At 66.5% G+C, this 21,131-nt stretch carries 16 protein-coding genes; 10 read left to right on the forward strand and 6 right to left on the reverse strand.

Features of this window, described 5'->3' with window-relative positions:
* The first annotated feature begins 136 nt into the window (after positions 1-136).
* The 5 genes from C5689_RS05220 (at position 137) to C5689_RS05240 (ending at position 5,907) form a co-directional block, all read left to right on the forward strand.
* Positions 137-1,510, forward strand: coding sequence for a lysozyme inhibitor LprI family protein (locus C5689_RS05220; RefSeq protein ID WP_108916218.1), 1,374 nt, complete (start codon positions 137-139; stop codon positions 1,508-1,510).
* Positions 1,511-1,631: 121 nt separating this feature from the next.
* Positions 1,632-2,228, forward strand: a complete 597-nt coding sequence (locus C5689_RS05225) for a LemA family protein (RefSeq protein ID WP_108916219.1) — start codon at positions 1,632-1,634, stop codon at positions 2,226-2,228.
* A gap of 94 nt (positions 2,229-2,322) precedes the next feature.
* Complete coding sequence (locus tag C5689_RS05230) at positions 2,323-3,108, forward strand: TPM domain-containing protein (RefSeq protein ID WP_167398685.1); 786 nt, start codon at positions 2,323-2,325, stop codon at positions 3,106-3,108.
* Complete coding sequence (locus C5689_RS05235) at positions 3,108-3,713, forward strand: TPM domain-containing protein (protein WP_064034061.1); 606 nt, start codon at positions 3,108-3,110, stop codon at positions 3,711-3,713. The genes C5689_RS05230 and C5689_RS05235 overlap by 1 nt, the downstream gene beginning before the upstream one ends.
* A 580-nt stretch (positions 3,714-4,293) precedes the next feature.
* Positions 4,294-5,907: a L,D-transpeptidase family protein gene (locus C5689_RS05240; protein ID WP_108916221.1), complete on the forward strand. Its 1,614-nt coding sequence runs from the start codon at positions 4,294-4,296 to the stop codon at positions 5,905-5,907.
* A gap of 46 nt (positions 5,908-5,953) precedes the next feature.
* Here C5689_RS05240 and C5689_RS05245 read toward each other — a convergent pair whose 3' ends face one another.
* Genes C5689_RS05245 through C5689_RS05255 form a run of 3 tightly spaced genes read right to left on the reverse strand, consistent with a single transcriptional unit; the run spans position 5,954 to position 11,553 of the window.
* Positions 5,954-7,279: a TolC family protein gene (locus tag C5689_RS05245; protein WP_108916222.1), complete on the reverse strand. Its 1,326-nt coding sequence runs from the start codon at positions 7,277-7,279 to the stop codon at positions 5,954-5,956.
* The gene (locus C5689_RS05250; RefSeq protein ID WP_108916223.1) at positions 7,276-10,416 is read right to left on the reverse strand and encodes an efflux RND transporter permease subunit; all 3,141 of its coding nucleotides are present in this window, start codon (positions 10,414-10,416) and stop codon (positions 7,276-7,278) included. The genes C5689_RS05245 and C5689_RS05250 overlap by 4 nt, the downstream gene beginning before the upstream one ends.
* A 12-nt stretch (positions 10,417-10,428) precedes the next feature.
* Positions 10,429-11,553 (reverse strand): efflux RND transporter periplasmic adaptor subunit, encoded by a 1,125-nt coding sequence (locus C5689_RS05255; protein WP_108916224.1) that lies wholly within the window; start codon positions 11,551-11,553, stop codon positions 10,429-10,431.
* A 132-nt stretch (positions 11,554-11,685) separates the two neighbouring features.
* Here C5689_RS05255 and C5689_RS05260 point away from each other — a divergent pair, with 132 nt between their 5' ends.
* Positions 11,686-12,348, forward strand: coding sequence for a response regulator transcription factor (locus C5689_RS05260; protein WP_108916225.1), 663 nt, complete (start codon positions 11,686-11,688; stop codon positions 12,346-12,348).
* Positions 12,345-13,697 (forward strand): ATP-binding protein, encoded by a 1,353-nt coding sequence (locus C5689_RS05265; protein WP_108916226.1) that lies wholly within the window; start codon positions 12,345-12,347, stop codon positions 13,695-13,697. The genes C5689_RS05260 and C5689_RS05265 overlap by 4 nt, the downstream gene beginning before the upstream one ends.
* A 7-nt stretch (positions 13,698-13,704) precedes the next feature.
* On the opposite strand, the gene C5689_RS05270 is transcribed toward C5689_RS05265, so the two are convergent.
* Positions 13,705-14,961 carry an Hsp70 family protein gene (locus C5689_RS05270; RefSeq protein WP_108916227.1) on the reverse strand — a complete coding sequence of 419 codons (1,257 nt, stop codon included), beginning with the start codon at positions 14,959-14,961 and terminating at the stop codon, positions 13,705-13,707.
* A gap of 279 nt (positions 14,962-15,240) precedes the next feature.
* Between C5689_RS05270 and ribB the strand changes: the two genes are divergently transcribed.
* A complete protein-coding gene (gene ribB, locus C5689_RS05280) occupies positions 15,241-16,323 on the forward strand; it encodes a 3,4-dihydroxy-2-butanone-4-phosphate synthase (RefSeq protein ID WP_108916229.1) in 1,083 nt (360 codons plus the stop codon).
* A gap of 44 nt (positions 16,324-16,367) precedes the next feature.
* On the opposite strand, the gene C5689_RS05285 is transcribed toward ribB, so the two are convergent.
* Complete coding sequence (locus tag C5689_RS05285; RefSeq protein ID WP_108916230.1) at positions 16,368-16,982, reverse strand: L,D-transpeptidase; 615 nt, start codon at positions 16,980-16,982, stop codon at positions 16,368-16,370.
* A gap of 241 nt (positions 16,983-17,223) precedes the next feature.
* Between C5689_RS05285 and C5689_RS05290 the strand changes: the two genes are divergently transcribed.
* Complete coding sequence (locus C5689_RS05290) at positions 17,224-18,156, forward strand: histone deacetylase family protein (RefSeq protein WP_108916231.1); 933 nt, start codon at positions 17,224-17,226, stop codon at positions 18,154-18,156.
* Between the two features lie 72 nt (positions 18,157-18,228).
* Here C5689_RS05290 and ykgO read toward each other — a convergent pair whose 3' ends face one another.
* Entirely contained in the window at positions 18,229-18,354 is a 126-nt protein-coding gene (ykgO, locus tag C5689_RS05295; protein WP_018264215.1) for a type B 50S ribosomal protein L36, read from the reverse strand.
* Positions 18,355-18,568: 214 nt separating this feature from the next.
* Between ykgO and C5689_RS05300 the strand changes: the two genes are divergently transcribed.
* Positions 18,569-20,770, forward strand: a complete 2,202-nt coding sequence (locus C5689_RS05300; protein ID WP_108916232.1) for a TonB-dependent receptor — start codon at positions 18,569-18,571, stop codon at positions 20,768-20,770.
* Positions 20,771-21,131: the final 361 nt, after the last annotated feature.

The raw sequence follows: 21,131 nt of genomic DNA on the forward strand, positions 1-21,131 counted from the left end.
TTTTCGGGACGGCGCGAGTCGCGATGAAAACTGCAAGCTGGTCTCGAAGCTAGTGCGAATGGAGCGTCATGAAAAGAGCGGCGGCTGCTCGTTCGGGGCTCCGAATCCAGGTTGACAGTTCCTCCACGAGCGCGTCATGCCCACGCTTGTCGCGGGCGCCCACGCCGGGACCTTGCTCGTTTCATCGCCTCTAGCCCTCAGCTTAAGGGTTTTTCTCTTGAGATCTAGTTTTTCGCGCCTCTCGCTCGTTGCAACAGCGCTGCTGATGTCGGCCACGGCGGCCCGAGCCATGGACTGCGCCAAGGCGGAGACGCTCGTCGAAACGACCATTTGCGCCGATCCGCAGATCAAATGGCAGGACGACGCGATCTCGCGCAACTATTTCGCAGCGCTGACAGCCCTGCGCGAAAAGGGAAACAAGCCGGCGCACGACAAGATGCAGGGGGAGCAGCGAAGATGGCTCGCGGAACGTAATGCCTGCGGCCTGAAGGCCGCAGGAGGTCTTACGTACTGTGTCGAGGAGATGACGAGTAAACGACTAGGGCGTCTGCCCGCCTCCGCCGCCGAGGCGGGAGAGGTCCCGCCCGCTGGTCTCAGACTCGGAACAGAAACCCTTGCTTGGGGCAAAACGAAAGACGGCCTGCGCACGCTCACCCATCGCGGACGGGTAGTGCTGAAAGAACCTCCCGATCCACGGCTCGACTCGCCGTTCAAAATTCACGACCGTTATAAGGACGGGCAGACAGACGCCGTCCTGGTGGAGGAGGGCGCTGCCGATTACAATGTTTGTTCGACATTTTATGTTGTGGAAAGCAGGCAGCCCGGCGCCGTCTCACGTCTCGAGCTTGGAAAGATCTGCGGCTGGTTCTCGAATGAGGACTACTCGGACAATGATCCAGCCCCCTGGTTGACGCGCAATGCGGATGGTTTCGCCTTCGTCTCTCCCGCGCGTCCATTCTCTAACGGCGAGGTCAGGCAGTGGCGCTCGAAAACGGGAGATTTGACCACGAGCGTCATCCAGTTTCTTCCCACGCCCGGCTCGACGATGAACAGCCTCGCGGCGAGCAAGGAGCCGAAGGTCATAGAGCCGCTGCGTAACGCGGAATTTTTTGCCGCGGTATTGCGTCTCAAGGTGATCCACAAGGAAAGCGTGGCTGACGCCCTGTGGGGGCTGACGAACGGCGGTTATGGAATGCGGAGCTTCGACATGCCGCAACCGGAACTTTATGGTTTGGCGATGGACCCGACAACGGTCGCGTATTCGGGATGCGGCGCGGTATGGCATGGAGGCGCCCACTTCTCTTGCGAGGGGAGCGACACGCTCGCCGTGTGGGATCGTGCCGGGGGCGGATTCTACTTCGCTATTAACGATCTTGGTGACAACGGCCACAACCGAGAAAAGGCGCAGGTCGAGCCGCCACTCGCCTCTTGGCCGCTCCCTGCCCGCACCCGCTACGAGAGTTGGCGTAACGTTGGTCGCTGGACAGGTGCGCCGACGGAACCGCGTTAGAATTTCGTACCGGCCTCCCTCCCTTCCGGCGTCGCCCGCACTTCCCAAGCCCTCATGTGCAGCCTAAGTAATGGGCGCGCTCCGTTCGGTGGGGCGGATGACGTCATGAGGAGACTTTCGGATGAATTTTTCCTTCCGCTGGCCGTCTCTGCTGGCCGCTCTCTTCCTCGCTCTCTCGCTATCTGGTTGCGGCTACAACACGATTCCAACGCAGGAGGAGGAAGCCAAGGCCAAATGGGCCGAGGTGGAGGCGCAATATCAGCGCCGCGCCGATCTCATCCCCAATCTCGTCGCCACCGTGCAGGGCTACGCCAAGCATGAGAAGGACGTGCTCACCGCGGTGACGGAGGCGCGCGCCCATGCCTCGCAGGCCAAGGTCGATGTCTCGCAGCTCACCGATCCGGAAAAATTGAAGCAGTTCCAGGAGGCGCAGGCGCAGCTCTCCGGCGCGCTGGGGCGACTGCTCGCCGTCAGCGAGGCCTATCCGGATTTGAAATCCAACACCAATTTCCTCGCCTTGCAGTCGCAGCTCGAGGGCACTGAGAACCGCATCAATGTGGCGCGGCGCGATTACATTCAGGCGGCGCGGGAGTTCAACACCTCGCTGCGCACCTTCCCGACGCTGCTCTGGGCCAAGACCGTCTTCGCCGGAACCAAGCCGCTCGCCGAATTCACCGCCAACGCCGGCGCGGAGCAGGCGCCGACGGTGAAGTTCTAAAAGCTTTTTTCAACGCGCTTCCAACGCCGGGAGATCGCCGCTCATGCCGTCGCTTCCTTCGTGGCCTTCGCGTCGCCGCGGCGTCTTCGCCACGATGCGAGGGACACGAAGCCTCGCTCTGCTGGTCTTTCTCCTCCTGCCGGCGCTCGCTTTCGCTGCGCTCGATTTTCCCGCGCTCACCGGCCGCGTCGTCGACGACGCCCATATTATTCCGCCGGCGGCGCGGCAGGCGGTCGAGACGAAATCGAAAGAGCTGGAGGAGAAGTCGGGCATTCAGCTCGTCGTCGCCACAGTGCCGTCGCTGCAGGACACCGATATTGAGACTTTCGCCAATGGCCTGTTTCGCTTCTGGAAGCTCGGCGAGGCGAAGGTCAATAATGGCGTGCTGTTCCTCATCGCGCCCAATGAGCGCAAGATGCGCATAGAGGTCGGCTATGGCCTCGAGGGGACGCTCACCGACGCGCTCTCCAAAGTCATCATCGCCACGGCGGTGACGCCCAAGTTCAAGACTGGCGATTTCGGCGCCGGAATCGAGCGCGGCGTCGATGGCATCATCGAAGTGCTGAGCGGCGATTCCGCCGAATGGGAAAAGCGCGTGAAAGTGCGCGCCGAGCATCAGGAGCCCGGTTTCGACGAGATCGTGCCTTTCATCATCTTCCTGCTCTTCATGTTCGTCTTCTTCTCGATGCTGGCCAACGCCCGCGGCGGCGGGCGGCGCATTTATCGCGGCGGGCGCGGGCCGATCGTTTATTTTCCGCCGTCGAACGACAGCTGGTCCGGCGGCTCCTCCTGGGGCGGCGGCTCCTCTTGGGGCGATGGCGGCGGATTTTCAGGCGGCGGCGGCTCGTCGGGCGGCGGCGGCGCCTCGGGGGATTGGTGATGCCGATTTCAGATGCGGATAAAGAGCGCATAGCGGAGGCGATCGCCGCCGCCGAGCGGCGCACGGCGGGGGAGATTGTCTGCGTCTTGGCGCGCCGCTCCTCCGATTACGCCTATGTGCCGCCGCTGCTGGCGGCGCTCATCGCGCTCATCGCGCCCTGGCCGCTCGTCTTCTTCACCGAGCTCGGCGTGCGGCTCATTCTGGCCATTCAGATTCTCGTCTTCATCGGCGCGGCGCTGCTGTTCTCGCTGCCGCCCTTGCGGCTCGCGCTGACGCCGCGCTTCGTGAAGCGCGAGCGCGCCCATCGCGCGGCGATCGAGCAATTTTTCACGCGCGGCGTTTCGGCGACCAGGGACAGAACCGGCGTGCTGATCTTCGTCTCGCTCGGCGAGCGCTATGCGCGCATCGTCGCCGACGAGGGGATAGCGGCGAAAATTCCGCAGGAGGATTGGCGCGCGGCGCTCGATCTTCTGCTCGCGCGCGTGCGCGAGGGGCGCATCGCCGATGGCTTCGTCGATGCGATCGGCGAATGCGCGCGGCTCTTGTCGAAACATGTGCCGCCCGGCGGCCATGAGGAACTGCCGGACCGAATCTATGTGATCTGAAAAGTCCCGGAGGCCCGGGGGCGCTCCGGGAAGTCGCGCGAGGAGAAGGCTCTCAGCCGAGCAGGCGGGTGAGCTGGTGAATGACGACGATGAAGAAGGCGAGCGCGCCGATGATGCCGGCCAGCGCTTTGAAGACCTCCGCATTGCTGTGCATGACGTATTCTCCCTCAGTGCGATTTTTTTTCGAAGACGATGACGCAACCGCATCGTCGTGCGCATCGTCGTGAATGAAACTGCGCCGCCGCAGCGGCGCCGACAATTGCGCGGAGCTGCGGCAGAATGGCGCGAATAGCGCAACCGAATTGTATTTTCGGCGGAAAGCGCGGCGGCTACAAAAAGTCGCGCCCAGCTAATTGCGAGACGAGCCCGCGATAGCCGCAACTCGACTCCGTCACCGTCGCGTCGTTAATGGAAAAGCAATCTCTATGGCGACACGGGGCGCGGAAGCTTATTCCAAGCATTAACCCGTTTACGTTAATATCCGTAGGGCGCGAGTCGCGAGCGGCGCGCGCCGGCATCGTTCGAGAGCGGATGGCGCGCGAAAAGCGCGTCCGCCGCCAGTGGCGTGAGGCAGGAGAGCATGGTGTTCCGCGGCAGTTTCGCGCGTGCGTCCATTCTGGCGTTCGCAGTCGGGCTCGGTTCGTCCTTCGTCGTTGCGCATGGCGCAGACGCCGCGCCGCGCGCGCCCTTTCGCGGGCCGCTGGCCGTCGCGCCGCCGCCGCTGGTTCGGCAGCTCGAGGTTTCTCGGCCGCCAATCGGCGAGCCGCCGGCCGAGCTCTTCCCGCCGCCGCGGACGTCGGCGCTGCTTCCCATCGCCAATTCCGTTTCGATCGTTCTCCCGCCCGCGGCCGGCGGTTTCGATGTCGCCGAGGCGCTGATCGGCGAGGCGCAGCGCGCTTTCGCCGACGCGCTCGACGCCTGGGAGAGCGCGGCGCGCGGCTCGGAGCAGCGCGCGCGGCGCAAAGCGATCGTCGCCTTTTATGCGCAGCGCGCCTATGCGCCGCTGTGGCGCGAGGGCGACTCCTGGCGCGCGTCCGCGCCGGCGGCCATAGAGCGGCTGAGCCGTGCGCGCGACGATGGTCTCGATCTGCGTGGCCTCGCCTATCCTTCGGAGACGAAGCTCGGCGGCGACGCCGATGAATTCGCTTTGTCGGAGGCGGTCGTCGCTTATGCGATTCAGGCGTCCGGCGGGCGCGTCGATCCGCGGCGCTTGTCGCGGCTCATCAGCGCGCATCCCGCTCTGCTGGAGCCGGGCGCCGCGCTCGCGACCATCGCCGCCGCGGGATCGCGCGCCGGCGATCGTCTACAAGACTATAATCCGCCGCATGAGGGCTATCGCGCGCTGCGCGCCAAGCTGGTCGAGCTGCGCAGCGCTGGTCTGCCGGAGCTGGACAGGCGTTTCGCCGCGGCGTCGCATTCGCTCGCGCGTGACGCCGATCCGCGCGCGCAGGCGCCGAGCGCGCCGCCGCGCCGCTCCAATGCGCAGGTGGAGGCCGAGATCATCGCCAATATGGAGCGCTGGCGCTGGCTGCCGCGCGAGCTCGGCGAGAGCCGCATAGAGGTGAATATTCCGGATTTCGAGCTCGCCGTGGTGCGCGACGGGCAGGTGGCGCATCGCGCCCGCGTCATCGTGGGCAAGGAGGGCACGCCGACGCCGGTGTTCTCGGACAAGATGCAATTCATCATCGTCAATCCCTATTGGAATGTGCCGCCCTCGATTCTGACGAAGGAGATGCTGCCCAAATTCGGCGGCGATCTTAGCGCTATCGCCGCGCGCGGCTATGAGGTGATCACCCGCAAGGGACAGACTTTCGTGCGGCAGAAGCCGGGCGAAGCCAATGCGCTCGGGCGCATCAAATTCATGTTCCCGAACGACTTCTCCGTCTATCTGCACGACACGCCCAATCATGGGCTGTTCACTTCGGCGCATCGCGCCTTGAGCCATGGCTGCGTGCGCGTCGATCAGCCCTTCCGCCTCGCCGAGGCGGTGCTGGGGCCGGGCAGCGGCTGGCCGGAGGAGCGCGTCCGCAAGCTCGTCGGCTCCAGCGAGCGCTACATAAATCTCGCGCGGCCGCTGCCGATCCACATCGAATATTTCACCGCTTTCGTCGATGAGAACGGCCGCCTGCAATTGCGCGGCGATCTCTACGGCTATTCCGCCAAGGTACGGCAGGCGCTGGGGCTCGAGGGGTAAGCATTATATGGGTTGCGAGCCCCTGAAGGCTCGCCTTTCCTCGACGTCACAGAGTCGGCGCATAGCCGAAGGCTTGGTTCAATCGCGACAATGCGACGCCGAGGTCGATCGCCGCGCTCGCCCGCGCGCGCTGCGCGTCGAGCTGCAATTGGCGCACGCGATAGAGATCGAAAGCGTTGATCTCGCCGAGCCGGAAGGAACGTCGCGCGAGATCGAATTGTTCGGTCGCGACCGAAAGGCGCTTGGCGGCGAGGCCATCGGCGCGTCGCGCCGCGGCGACGGCTGCGCGGGCGGCGTTGATCTCCGCGGCGACGAACCTTTGCGCGCGGCCGAATTCGGCGTTGGCGCGATCGAATTCCGCCTGCGCCTCGGCGATGCGCGGAATGTTGCGGCCGGGCGTCGGCAGCGGAATGCGAAAGCGCACGCCGACTGTATTATTATTGGAGCGGATCGGATCTTCGGTGGCGGGCTCTGTGCCTTGCTCATTGCGGCCGAAGATGGCGATCTCCGGATTGTCGATGAAGCCCGTCTCGATGAGCCGCATCTGCGCCTGCGCCTTGGCGAGCGCGGCGATCGGCGCGCGCAGCGCGGGATGATCCTCCGGCGGGCGCGCCGGCAATGGCGCCTCCAGCGTTCCATCCGGCGTGGCGCCGTCGGTCAGCACCTCATAGGCGGCGCGCGCGGCCTTGGCGGCGGCGTCGGTCTGCGCCACTTCCGTCTCGGCGGCGAGCGTCTCATTGCGCGCGAGCAATTCGTCCTGCGCGGCGTTTTCGCCGAGCTCGACGCGCCGCTTCATGTCATTGCCGATATCGCGCGCTGTCGCCAGACGATCGCGCGCGATGGCCGCGTCTTTCGCCGTGCGTTGCGCCGTCCACCAGGCGTCGCGCACCAGCGCCGCGACATCGAGCCGGCGCAGCGCCAGACGCTCGACGATCTCGGCGACGCCGGCGGTGACATTGAGCTCATAGGCCTCGCGTTCGCCCGGCAGCCAGATCGGCATTCCGATCTCGAGCTCGGATTCGCGATAGCCCTGCACATTGCCCTTCACCCGCTCCTGGCGAGAGCCGCCGAAGAAGGGCGAGCCGGGCGTGAAGGAATTGGCCTGGGCATAGCGCGAGGCCACGGCGCGGCGTTGCGCTTCCAGCGCGGCGCTCTGCGCATCTATGCCGAGCGCCTGATCGAGATGGCGCGCCAGCACCAGGCCGAAAGGTTTTGCCGGCGGCTTTGCTTTCGGCTTCGGCTTCGTCGGCGGCGCCTCGACGCCGGCGGGCAGGGGCGAGAGGCGCGCCTTCGGCTCTGCGGCCGCGCTCGCGGCCGAGAGAAGGACGAGCAGAAGCGGGAGGAGCGGACGACCGCCGAGAGAGCGTGTCATCGGCGCTGAATCCGCCAGCGAGAATCCGGCGTCGCCGAGGCGGGGGGGCGCGTCGCGGCGCGTCGGCGCAGCAGGCGCTTGAAGTCGAAGCGTTCGTAGAGAATGGGCAAGAGCAGCAGCGTGAGCGCGGTGGCGGTGACGAGGCCGCCGATGACGACGATGGCGAGCGGCCGTTGGATTTCTGCGCCCGGGCCCTTGGCGAAGAGGAAGGGCGCGAGGCCGAGCGCGGCGATGGTCGCGGTGAGCAGAACCGGGCGCATACGGCGGCGCGCGCCTTCGCGCACGGCCTCCGGTATGGCGCGGCCCTCGGCGACGAGCTTGTTGATATAGGAGATCAACACTACGCCATTGAGCACGGCGATGCCGATGAGCGCGATGAAGCCGACGGAAGCCGGCACGGAGAGGAATTCGCCGGAGAGCCACAGGCCGATGACGCCGCCGATCGCCGCGAAAGGCACGTTGCAGAAGACGAGCGCCGCCTGCGACAGGGAATTGAAGGTGAGATAGAGCAGAAGGAAGATGAGCCCCAGCGCCAGCGGCACGACGATGGCGAGCCGCGCCGAGGCGCGCTGCTGGTTCTCGAACTGCCCGCCCCAGACCAGCTCATAGCCCGGCGGCGTATGCACTTCCTTGGCGACGGCGGCCTTGGCCTCGTCGACGAAGCCGACGAGATCGCGTCCCGTGACATTGGAGAGCACGGTGGCGTAGCGCCGCGCCTCTTCGCGGATCACCTGTATCGGGCCGTTCTCGGCGCGTATGTCGGCGAGCTGCGACAGCTCCACCACCTTGCCGTCGGCGGAGACGACCGGCACGCGGGCGAAATCCACCGGCGAGCGGCGCGAGACCGGATCGCCGCGAATGACCAGCGGCGTGCGCACCGGGCCCTCGAGCACGAGGCCGACCTGCGTGCCGTCCACCCATATGCGCAAGCCGTCCTGTATCTCGCTGGCGTTGAGGCCGAAGCGGCCGGCGGCCAGACGATCGATGCGCGTGGTGAGATAGCGCATTCCGTCATTCTGCAGCGCGAAGACGTCGCGCGAGCCGTCGATCTTGCGCAAGGTCCCGGCAATCTCGCGCGCGAGGCGGTTCAATTCGTCGATGTCGTCGCCGAACACTTTCACCACGACGTCGCCGCGCGCGCCGATGATCATCTCCTGCACGCGCATGTCGATCGGCTGCGAGAAAGCGTAGGAAATGCCGGGGAAAGTGTCGAGCACCTGGCGCATCTCGCCGAGCAGCCAGGCCATGTTCGGCTCGCGCCATTTGTCCATCGGCGCGAGCGTCAGGAACATGTCCGTCTCATTGAGGCCGACGGGATCGATGCCGAGCTCGTCGGCGCCGGCTCGCGCCATCACGCCCTTGATCTCCGGCACGCGCGCCATCAGCGCGCGCTCGATGCGCATGTCGGTCTCGGCGGTCATGTCGACGCTGATGGTCGGATGCTTGCGCACGGTGATGACCGGCGTGCCTTCGTCCATCACTGGCATGAAGGTCTGGCCGATGTGATTGGAGGCCAGCAGCGCCAGAGCGAGGCCGACAGTCACGGCGGCGCCGACGACCATCGGGCGCCGCAATGCGCGCTCGAGCAGCGGGTCGTAGAAGGCGGAGATTTTGCGCACGAGCCAAGGCTCGTCGCTGCCGCCGGCGCGCAGCAGTGAGGCGGCCAGCGCCGGCACCACTGTGAGCGAGAGAATGAGCGCCGAGCCCATGGCGAAGGCGATGGTCAGCGCGACCGGCGCGAACAGCCGCCCCTCGAGCCCCTCGAGCGAGAGCAGCGGCAGGAAGACGGTGATGATGATGACGGCGCCGGAAACCAGCGGGCCGGCGACCTCGCGCGTCGATTCGTAAGTGATGCGAATGCGGTCTTGCAGGTCGGCCTTTTCCATTCCGGCGAGGCGATGCTCGACATTCTCGACGACGACGACGGCGCAATCGACCAATATGCCGATGGCGATGGCGAGGCCGCCGAGCGACATGATATTGGCCGAGAGCCCGTAGAGCCGCATGATGGCGAAAGTGGAGAGGGCGGCGAGCGGCAGGATCAGCGAGACGACGAGCGCGGCGCGCAGATTGCCGAGGAAGAGGAACAGCAGAATGACGACGAGGACGATGGCCTCGATCAGCACTTTCTGCACGGTCCACACGGCTTTGGAGATGAGCTCGCTGCGATCGTAGAAAATCTCGACCTTTACGCCCTCCGGCAGGCGCGGTTTCAGCTCCTCGAGCTTGGCCTTGACGCCGGAGACGACGGTGCTGGCGTCGGCGCCGCGCAGGCCCAGCACCAGCGCCCAGACGGCCTCGTCCTCGCCGTTGCGCGTGGTGACGCCATTGCGGGCGAGCGCGCCGTTGCGCACCTCGGCGACATCGCCGACGCGCACGATTCCGGTCGGCCGCGCGGCGACGACGACGGATCGTATGTCCTCGAGCGTGCGCAGCCGTCCCTCGGCGCGCACCAGCAGCGCCTCCTCGCCGTCGCGCACGCGGCCGGCGCCGTCATTGCGGTTGTTCTCCTCGAGCGCGTCCTTCAGCATCTTGACCGTGATGCCGCGCGCCGCCATGGCCGGCGGCGAGGGCGCGACCTCGAAAGTGCGCACATAGCCGCCGAGCACATTGACGTCGGCGACGCCGGGCAGGCCGCGCAATGCGGGACGAATGGTCCAATCGACGAGGCTGCGCTGCTCGGTGGGCGTGAGGCCGCCGCCGACGAGGGTGAACATCAGCATTTCGGCGAGCGGCGTGACGATGGGCGCGAGGCCTCCCGAGGCGCCCGCCGGCAATTGGTCGGCGACCGAGGCGAGGCGCTCGTTCACTTGCGTGCGCGCCCAGAAGATGTCCGTGCCTTCGCTGAATTCGAAAGTGAGCAGCGCCACCGAATAGCGCGTTGTCGAGCGCATACGCACGAGATTGGGAATGCCGCGCGCGGCGATCTCGATCGGCGCGGTGACGCGGTTCTCCAGCTCTTCCGGCGTCAGGCCCGGCGCGCGCATGGAGACGAGCACTTGCGCCGGCGCGACATCGGGAAAAGCGTCGATCGGCAGCTTGGAATAGGCGTGCGCGCCCCAGACCGCGAGAGCGATCGCCGCGAGAAAGACGAGGAGCCTCTGGCCGAGCGCCGCTTTGATGAGTTTATCGAGCATGTCGCCTTTCGCTCACTTAGCGCTCGGATCCTTGGCCGCCAGCTCGGCGAGCAGGGTCAGCATTCCGCGCGTCGCCACTTGATCTGCGGCCGAGAGCGGCCCTTGAATCGACGCGGATTGCGGCGTCTCCGAGACGAGGGTGACCGGCACGGCGCGAAAACCATCCGCAGAGCGCAGAAACACCCAGTCTTTGTCGCGATAATGGACCACGGCGTCGGCCGGCACGCGCCAGAGCGTCCCGCCCGTTCCTTTGATGCGCAAAATGGCCTGCACCGCCTGTCCCGGTCGAATCGGGGATTTGCCGGGCGAGAATTCCGCGACCGCAGTGACCGATTGCGTCGCCGGATCGACGGTGCGGCCGATGCGGATGAGCTTGCCGTCGACGCCATGGCTCGGCAGCACGACCTTATCCGTGCGGTCCAGGGCGGCGGCGCGACCGGTCGGGATTTGCAGATTGACCCAGATCGGCTTGAGCCGCGCTATTGTGACGAGCGGGGCGGCGGCCATCACGCGGTCGCCTACAGTGGCGTGGCGGGCGAGGATGACGCCGGACACGGGCGCGCGCACGGTGAGGGCCGCGCCGAGCTTGCGCTCCTTGCGCAAGGTCTCGATCGCCTGCTCGCTCATGCCGTCGAGCGCCAGCAGCTGGCCGCGCTCGTCGAGCAGCGAGCGCGCCTGCGCCGCCTCGGCGCGCGTCACCAGCAGGCGGCGCTCGGCGATGATGCGTTCCTTGTAGAGCTGCTCGTCGCGGCGCAGCTTCTCGGTGGCCAGCGCGGCGTCGGCGGCGGCCTGGAGGAAAGCGCGCTGCGCCTCGATCAGCTCGGAGGATTTCAAGGTGGCGATGGGGTCGCCCTCCTTCACCTCCTCGTCCGGCGAGACCAGAATAGTCTCGACGAGGCCGGCGGCGGGAGCGGCCACCATGCGCAATTGTTGCGGCGGAACCGCCACGACTCCCGGCGCGACCAGCTCGTCCGAGCCGGAGCTCTTTTCCACCGGCTTGGTCTCTATGCCCGCGGCCTGGACATCCTGGTCGCGCAGCGGAATGGCGATCTCGTCCGCGGCGACGGCCGCGCTCGCGAAAAGCGCGCCGGCGAGGCCGACAGCGAGAACAAGATGCTGAAACTTTTGTCTTTTCATTCCGCCTGGAACCGGTCTTTGCGTCGGGGCGCAATTTCGCTTATCGAAGCTGACGAAAAGCTGACGAGCTCGAACTCGACGCTGACGCGACGACCAATATTCGAGCGGATCATAGCATCGCAGCCTCGACACATGCGAATTTTGCTGGTGGAAGACGACGAGCGCATTTCCCGCGATGTGGCGAAGGCGCTGCAAGCGGCGGGCTATGTCGTCGACGCCGTCGCCAATGGCGAAGAGGCTTGGTTTCTCGGCGACACCGAGAATTTCGCGGCCGTCATTCTCGATCTCGGCCTGCCCGGCCTCGATGGGCTCGCCGTGCTCGAGCGCTGGCGCGAGCAGGGCCGCCGCACCCCCGTCCTGGCCCTGAGCGCGCGCGGCTCCTGGAGCGAGCGCGTCGCCGGCATAGACGCGGGCGCCGATGATTATCTACCCAAGCCTTTCCAGCCAGAGGAATTGCTGGCGCGGCTGCGCTCCATCATCCGCCGCTCGGCCGGCCACGCCTCCTCGGTGACGCGCAATGGCGCGCTCTCGCTCGACGAGCGCAGCATGACGATCCGGCTGGACGAAACGCCGATCGAGCTCACGGCGATCGAATATCGGCTTGTCGCCTATCTTCTGCATCGGCGCGGGCAGGTGGTTCCGCAATCGGATCTCGCCGAGCATGTCTATGGCCATGACCAGCAGAGCTCCAACGCCGTGGAAGTGCTGATCGGCCGCGTGCGCAAGAAGCTCGGCGCACAGGCGATCGAGACCAAGCGCGGCTTCGGCTATTCGATGCCCGATCTCGACGCATGAGAACGCGCTCGCTGCGCCTGCGGCTGTTCCTCTTCGGAGCGGCCGCCATCGCCGGCGCGCTGGCGCTGGCCGGCTTCGTGCTGGTGCTCTTGTTCGAGCATCACGTCGAACGCACGATGGACGACGATATAGAAACCTACGTCCGCCAGCTCGTCTCCGATCTCGCCGTCGATGCGGACGGGCGTCTGCGCGTCATCACGGCGACGCCGGACCCGCGATTCGCGCGTTTTCGCTCCGGCTTCTATTGGCAGGTGGCGAGCGACGACGGCCGCGACGTCGAGCGTTCCGCCTCGCTCGGCGAAGAGGCGCTCGAGTTTCCGGCCGGCTGCGCCGCCACGGATCGGGTTTATTATCACCGCCTGCGCGGGCCCTGGGGCAATGCGCTGCTCGGCGGGCAGCGCTGCATCGCGCTCGGCGGCGTGTCGGCGCTCCGCATTCGCGTGCTGGTGGCGCTCGATCTGGCCGGCGTCGTCCGCGCCCGCGACGCTTTCGCGACGGAGCTCGTGGCGGCGCTGTTTCTCATCGCGGTCGGGCTGACTTTCGCCACCTGGATTCAGGTCGGGCTCGGCCTCGCGCCGCTGGCCGGGCTCGGCGCGGCGGTGGGCGAGATCGCCAAGGGCCGCCGCCGCCGGCTCGATGCGCTGGCCCTGCCGGAGGTGCAGCCGCTCATCGACGAGGTGAACGGCCTGCTGGACGAGCGCGACAAGGAGATAGAGCGCGCGCGCAATCGCGCCGCCGACCTCGCCCATGGGCTGAAGACGCCGCTCACCGCGCTCGCCGCCGACGCCCGCCTGCTGCGCGAGAAGGGCGAGACGGAGATCGCCCGCTCGCTCGACCGCATCGGCGACGCCATGCATCGCCATGTCGCGCGCGAGCTGGCGCGGGCGAGGAGCCGCGGCCTCGCGCGGGGCGGCGCGCCGACGCCGGTCGCGGAAGTGGTGGACGCGCTGGCGCGCACTTTGGCCTCGGCGGGGACGGAGGCGCGTTTCGACATGCGCATCGCGCCGGATCTGCGCGTCGCCGTCGATCGCGTCGATCTGATGGAAATCCTCGGCAATCTCATGGAGAATGCGGCGCGCCATGCGCGCGCGCGCATTCGCGTTTCGGCCTCGGCGGGCCGCTTCGTCGTCGAGGATGACGGGCCGGGCCTGCCGGAGGGCAGCGAGGCGCTGATCCGCCGTCGCGGCGGCCGTCTCGACGAGACCGGCGGCGCCGGCCTCGGCCTCGCCATCGTGCAGGACGTTCTCGACGCCTATGGCGCGGACATGCGCTTCTCGCGCTCTTCGCTCGGCGGGCTGCGTGTGGAGGTGGACTTATCCGGCGCCGCCGAATTTCCTGCGGCGGGCTGAGCGCCGCTCAGCCGAATTTCAATCCCGAATCGATCGTCAGCCCGACGCCGACGCTGGCGAATTTATCGCCGCGCACGATCTTGGCCTGCGGCGTATGCACGAGGCAGGCGCGCTCGATCGCCGGAATGAAGGTGCTGCCGCCGGTGAAGAACACCGTATCGACCTCTTCCGCTTTCACGCCCGCCGTCTTCAGGCAGCGCGCGACGCAATCGGAGAGCTTGCGGCATTCATTGGCGATCGTCTCCTCGAACAGCGCGCGCGACGTTTCGATCATCAGCGCCTCGTCCACATAGGCGAGATCGATCATCGCCGTCGCGGATTCGGAGAGGATGATTTTCGCCCCTTCCACATCGCCGGCGACGCGATGGCCGGCGCGATCGTCTATGGCCTTGATGAAACGCTCGACCTTCTCCGGCTCGCCGGCGATGGCGCGCAGCTGCTTCAATTCCTCTAGGCTCTTGTTGTTGTAGAGGAAGGCGATGCGATGCCATTGCGCGAGATCGTGGAAATAGCCATTGGGCAGATCGAGCTCGGGGCGCTTCTTCTGCCGCGTCTGATAGCCGAACAAGGGCATGACCTGCTTGAGGCTCAGCCGATAGTCGAGATCGGTTCCGCCGACATGGACGCCGGCATTGGCGAGAATGTCGTCCTTGCGGTCGATCTTGCGCCTGTTCTTCGGCGAGACCTTCACAATGGAGAAATCGGAGGTGCCGCCGCCGATGTCGGCGATCAGCGCGATCTCCTCCCGCTCGATGCGCCGCTCGTAATCGAGCGCGGCGGCGATCGGCTCATATTGGAAGAGCACCTCCGCGAATCCCTGCGCGCGGGCGGCGGCGGCGAGCTGCTCCTGCGCCATGCGATCGGCGGCCTCGTCGTCATCGACAAAGAAGACCGGGCGGCCGAGCACGGCGTTGTCTATGGCGGTGCCGGCGCTCAGCTCGGTCTTCTCCTTCAAATGGCGCAGGAAGCTGCCCAAAATCGCGGTGAAGGCGACGCGCCTGCCGCCGGCGGCGGTGGTCTCGTGGATCAGCGAGCCGCCCAAAATGCTCTTGATGGCGCGAAACAGCCGGCCGTTCTCGCGATCGATATAGAGCGAGATGGCGGCGCGGCCGAAGCCGAGCTTGCCGCCATAGGCGGGGTAGAAGATCGCGCTCGGCAGCGAGACGCTGTCGCCCTCGAGCGGAACGAGCCTCGGCTCGCCGCCGGCCATATAGCCGACGGAGGAGTTGGAGGTGCCGAAATCGATTCCGCAAGCGAGGCGCACGCGATTGTCCTTATGTCATTCGTCGGCCGGCCTTGGCGCGGACGGAAAAATCCGCGCCGCGCATCGCGCATCGGCCATTTCGTAGAGGCGGCAGGGCGTCCGGCGGGCCGCGTCGCCGCGCGGCCGTTCGAATCGGCGGCAAACTGCATTTTTTTGCTGGATTTCGCAAATGCCGGCCGCCGCCTCGCGCCGCCCGCGGGACGGTTTGAATCCCTTCGCGCAGGGGAGTAGAAACGGGCGCCGGGCCGCCTTTGCGCCGGCCATAGCGGAGCCTCCCCCTTGTCCCATTCCGTCACCGAGGCCATAGAGGCGATCGGGCGCGGCGAGATCGTCGTCGTCACCGATGACGATGACCGCGAGAACGAAGGCGACCTCATCGTCGCCGCCTCGCTCTGCACGCCCGAAAAAATGGCCTTCATCATCCGCCATTGCTGCGGCATCGTCTGCGCGCCGCTGACGCTCGAGGCGGCGCGACGGCTGCATCTCGCGCCCATGGTCGCCGCCAATGACGCGCCGCTCGGCACCGCCTTCACCGTCAGCGTGGACGCGCGCGAAGGATTGACCACCGGCATTTCGGCCGAGCAGCGCTGCAATACGGTGCGCGCGCTCGCCAATGGAAATCGCGGCCCGCATGATTTCGTGCGGCCGGGCCATGTCTTTCCGCTCATCGCCAAGGACGGCGGCGTGCTGATGCGCTCCGGCCATACGGAGGCGGCCGTCGATCTCTGCCGTCTCGCCGGCCTGCCGCCGGTGGGCGTCATTTGCGAGCTGGCCAATGACGACGGCACGGTGATGGCCGGCAAGCAGATCGTCGATTTCGCCGCCGCCCATGGGCTGAAGCTCGTCTCCACCGCCGATCTCATCGCCTACCGCCAGGCGCGCGAGAAGCTGGTGGAGCGTGTCGCCTCCTTTCCGGTCAAGACCTTCGCCGGCGAGGCGACCTGCCACGCCTATGTCAGCGCCTTCGATCCGGTGCAGCATTTCGCCTTCGTCGTCGGGCAGATCGGCGACGGCAAGGGCGTGCCGGCGCGGCTGCATCGCGCCGACATCATCGCCGACGTCTTCGGCGGCGCGGACGCTATCCGCCGCACGATGGAGCGTTTCGCGGCGGAGGGGCGCGGCGTGCTGGTGTATCTGCGCGACGGCGCGGCGGGCGTTCCGGTCAATCCAGTCGTCTCGGGCGGCAGCAATTCGGAGGAGGCGCGCACGGCGCAATGGCTCGACGTCGGCCTCGGCGCGCAGATTTTGAAGGACTTGGGCGTCACCTCGATCCGCCTGCGCACCTCCAAGGCCAAGCCGCGCACCTATGTGGGCCTCTCGGGCTTCGGGATCGAGATCGTGGCGGTGGAGCCGCTGGATTAGCGAATCCAGACTCCCTCGCCCCGCTCGCGGGCAGAGGGAGTCGCTCAGATCACCACGACATTGGCGCCGATCTTGACGCGGCCGTAGAGGTCGATCGCGTCTATGTCGCGCATTCGGATGCAGCCGGAGGAAACGCTCTGGCCGATCTTCTCCGGCTCATTGGTGCCGTGAATGCGGTAGAGCGTATCCTTGCCGTTCTCGAACAGGTAGAGAGCGCGGGCGCCGAGCGGATTGTCCGGGCCGCCGGGCAGGCCGCCGGCGTCGGCCGTCGGCTGCAGATGCGGCCAGCGCTCCAGCATGTCCTTGGGGGGAATCCAGCGCGGCCATTCCTGCATTCCGCCGACGACGGCGCGGCCGGTCCAGCCATAGGCCTCCTGGCCGGTGGCGACGCCATAGCGGACCGCCTTGCCGTTCGGCTCCACGAGATAGAGGAACTTGTTCTTCGTATCCACGACGATGGAGCCCGGCGGCTCGCTCGTTTTGAAATCGACCAGATAACGCTCATAGGCCGCGCCGACGTCCGCCGTCGGCACCAGAGCCATGAATTGTGCGTCGCGCCCGCTGAGCTGCGGATCGGGCAGCCGGGGCGCTCCGACGGCATTGCAGCCGGCGAGCGCCAGAGCGAGACCCACTGCGACGAAACCGTGCCTCGAATCCATGAACGCGCCCTTTCTCAACGCCCAAAACAGCTATTTAGGAATTTGCTTACCATAATCTTACCGAACGAAAACGTCGGCGACGAATAATTCCCGAGCTGTTGCCGCGGCGCAACGGCGGCGGAGGAGGCAAGGCGCTTCTCGAGAATTTTTCCGGCGCCCGCCCGGGGCGGCGACGTGCTAAAAGGGCGCCGGCTTTTTTTGCAGGGCAACTTCCTTTAGCGAGAGTCGAGAGCGGCTGGCCATGACGAGGACCCTGTTCGTCGCACATGAGAGCGGCCTCGCCCATAATATGGGCGCTGGTCATCCCGAGCAGCCGGACCGGCTGCGCGCCATAGAACGCGCGCTCGAGGACGAGCGTTTCCAGCATCTCATTCGTCTCGCCGCGCCCGCGGCCTCGCGCGAGGCGCTGCTGCGCATTCATCCCGAAAGCCATTTGCGGGCGATCGAGAAGGCCGCGCCGCGCGAGGGCCTCGTCGCGCTCGACCCCGACACTCTGATGTGTCCCGATTCGCTCGTGGCGGCGTTTCATGCGGCCGGCGGCGCTGTGGCGGCCGTGGACGAGGTGATGACAGGGGCGGCGGACACGGCCTTCGTCTGCGTGCGACCGCCCGGCCATCACGCCGGGCCGACGACGTCCATGGGCTTCTGCATCTTCAACAATGTCGCCATCGCCGCGCGCCATGCGATCGCCGTCCGCGCGGCGGAGCGCGTCGCCATCGTCGATTTCGACGTGCATCACGGCAATGGCACGCAGGAAGCGTTCTGGGCGGATCGGCAGGTCCTGTTCTGTTCCACCCATCAGGCGCCCTATTATCCCGGCACGGGGGCGACGAGCGAGACCGGCGAGTTCGATCAGATCGTCAACGCCCCGCTCTTCGCAGGCGCGACGGGCGATGATTTCGTCGAGGCGCTGACGACGCGCATCCTGCCGCGGCTGAAAAATTTCGCGCCCGATCTGGTGCTGATCTCGGCCGGTTTCGACGGCCATAGGGACGATCCGCTGGGCGGGCTGCGCTTCACCGAGCGCGATTATAGCGAGGCGACCAAGCGCATCATCGACGCCTCGCTGCGCAGCGCCGACGGGCGCGTCGTCTCATTGCTCGAGGGCGGTTATGATCTCGCCGCGCTCGGCCGCTCGGCGGCGGCGCATGTGCTGGCGCTGATGGGCGCCTGACAGACCAGAACCTCACAGACAAAAAAACGCGCCGCTGCAAGGCGGCGCGCCGTCAGGACAGGAGGCGAAGGCTCAGCCCTGGCGGGCTTTGAAGCGCTTCTGCACCTTATTGATCACATAGACGCGGCCCTTGCGGCGCACGAGCTGGTTGGCGCGATGGCGCGCACGCAGCGATTTCAGCGAATTGCGGACTTTCATCGGTCGATCCCCGGGCAAAATTACACATAGCCGGGATCACCGCCCAGCGCCTCGTGGGCGCAGCCTATGCCCGATTTCGCCTCCGCGATCAAGCCCTGCGCGCGACTCCCTTCGCCAATTCGATCCCGCGCTGCGCCTCGGCAGATTGACAGCAGCGGAGCCTCGGGCGCATATCTACGTAATGTTATAACATCGAGTCTCGGGGGCGAGATCCATGGAAAAATCATCTGTCCGCTTCGCGCTTTCGGCCGGCGTTCTCTCGGCCGCCGTTCTTTCGGCGGCGCTCGGCCCCGAGGCGGCGCGGGCCCAGGAGGCTCTGCCCGACATAGAAATCGCCGCGTCGAGCCCGATCCAGCGGCGCGCCCCCTCGACGGAGCGGCCGGCCTCGGCCGAGACGCGCGGCGCGCTCCCCATCGTCGCGGATCAGTTCGCCACAGTGACTCTCGTCGACTCCGACGAGATTCGCCGCTCCGGCGGCGCGACGCTCGGCGATCTTCTGTTCGACAAGCCCGGCGTCACCGGCTCGAGCTTCGCACCCGGCGCCGCCAGCCGGCCGATCGTGCGCGGCCTCGACGCGCATCGCGTCCGCATTCAGGAGAACGGCCTCGCCTCCAGCGGCGTCTCCGAGCTCGGCGAGGATCATGGCGTCCCGCTCGATCCGCTCGCCGCCGATCGCATCGAAGTGGTGCGCGGCCCGGCCACGCTGCGCTGGGGCTCGCAGGCGATCGGCGGCGTCGTCGACGCCGCCAATAATCGCATTCCCGAGGCTCTGCCCTGCCGCGGCGACGAGCGGCTCCCCGGCCCCTGCACGCGGCTGGAGACGCGCAGCGCCGTCTCCACTGTGGATGCGGGATTGGAGCAGGCGGCTCTCGTCGATGTCGGGCAGGGCAATTTCGCTCTGCACGCCGACGCCCATGGCCGCCGCGCCAGCGATTACGCAATCCCTGCCTACCCTTATCTCTCGCCGACCGATCCGGCGCCGCTCGTTTTCGGACGTCAGCCCAATTCCTATATGCGCTCCGGCGGGTGGTCCGCCGGCGGCTCCTATGTTTTCGACCGCGGCTTTTTCGGCGCCTCGGTCACGCAATTCGAGAGCACCTATCGCATTCCCGGCATGGATGCGACGGAGAGCCGCACGCGCATCCAGTTACGGCAGACGAAAGTGGCGGTGAAAGGCGAATATCGCCCGCCCGCCTCCTTCATCGAGGCCATTCGCCTCTGGGCCGGCGCGACAGATTACAAGCATAACGAAGTCGCCTTCGAGGGCGGCTTCGAGGGCATACAGCAGACCTTCACCAATCAGGAGCAGGAGGCGCGGCTCGAGGCGCAGCTCGCGCCTTTCGATCTGAGTTTCGCCAAGCTCACCACTGCGCTCGGCGTGCAGGGCGCGCATCGGCGGCTGACTTCACCGGGCGTCGAATCCGCTCTGTTCGACCCCACGGACTCGCGCAGCATCGCCTTTTATCTCTTCAACGAGTTCCAGCTCACCAATTCGCTGCGTCTGCAACTCGCCGGCCGCATCGAGAATGTCGAGACGACCGGGCAGACGCCCGATCTCTTCGTCGATCCGACGACCTCTTTCAAATACGATCGCCATTTCACGCCGAAGAGCCTAGCGATCGGCCTGCTGCAGGATTTGCCTTTCGACACGGTCGGGAGCGTGACGGCGCAGCATGTCGAGCGCGCGCCGCGCGGGCCGGAACTGTTCTCGCACGGCGTCCATGAGGCGACGGGAACTTTCGACATCGGCAATCCGCTGCTCGGCATAGAGGCCGCCGATTCGGTCGAGGTCGGCCTGCGCCGCGCCAAAGGGCCATTCCGCTTCGAGGCGACATTCTTCTACACGCATTTCGACGGCTTCATCTATCGCCGCCTCTCCGGCGAGACCTGCGACGAGGATTTCGACAGCTGCTCGCCGGCCGGCGGCGGCGGCGCGCTCAATCAGGCGCTCTATTCGCAGCGCGACGCCACTTTCCGCGGCGGCGAGTTCCAGAGCCAATGGGACGCGCTGCCGCTCGCGGGCGGAATCCTCGGCGTCGAGAACAAATTCGACGTGGTGCGCGCGACATTCGCGGACGGAACCAATGTGCCGCGGATTCCGCCCGTGCGCCTCGGCGGCGGAGTGTTCTGGCGCGACTCCAATTGGCTGGCGCGCGTCAGCTATCTGCACGCCTTTCCGCAGAACAACATTGCGACGATCGCCGAGACGCCGACCAAGGGCTATAATCTGCTGAAAGCCGAGGTCAGCTATAAGGTCGCTCTGCCCAAGGGCGAATTCCCGGCGCGCGAGATGACCGTCGGAATCGTCGGCGACAATCTGCTGAACGCCGACATACGCAACAGCGTGTCTTACAAGAAGGACGAGGTTCCGATGCCGGGCGCCAATGTGCGGCTGTTCGCCAATTTCGTGTTTTAGACCATAGGGCTCTGGCAGGCGCGCGCGCCGAGGCGCCGCGCTTCCGCGAGAGCGACGGGAGCATAGGGGCGACGTCCGTGGGCGTGAAGGCGAAGACGCGCGTGAAGACGATCGCGTCGAGCAGGCCGAAGATCGCGGAGAACAGATCGGCCGCGAAATAGACGACGGTCCGTCTGGCGAACACGAGCGCTGCTGTCCTCGTCGATCGAAGGGAGCCGCTGCGCCATTCTGGGACGCGCGAGCGGCTGCCGCAGAAAAAGCTCGAAGAATCGCGCCAGCCGCCGCGGAACGCATTCTGGCATGGTTTCTTCTTCATTCGCGCAGAGGGCGCTTTTTTGCGCCGATTTGAACCGAATGGAAA

The organism is Methylosinus sporium (assembly GCF_003113265.1).
GTDB lineage: Bacteria > Pseudomonadota > Alphaproteobacteria > Rhizobiales > Beijerinckiaceae > Methylosinus > Methylosinus sporium.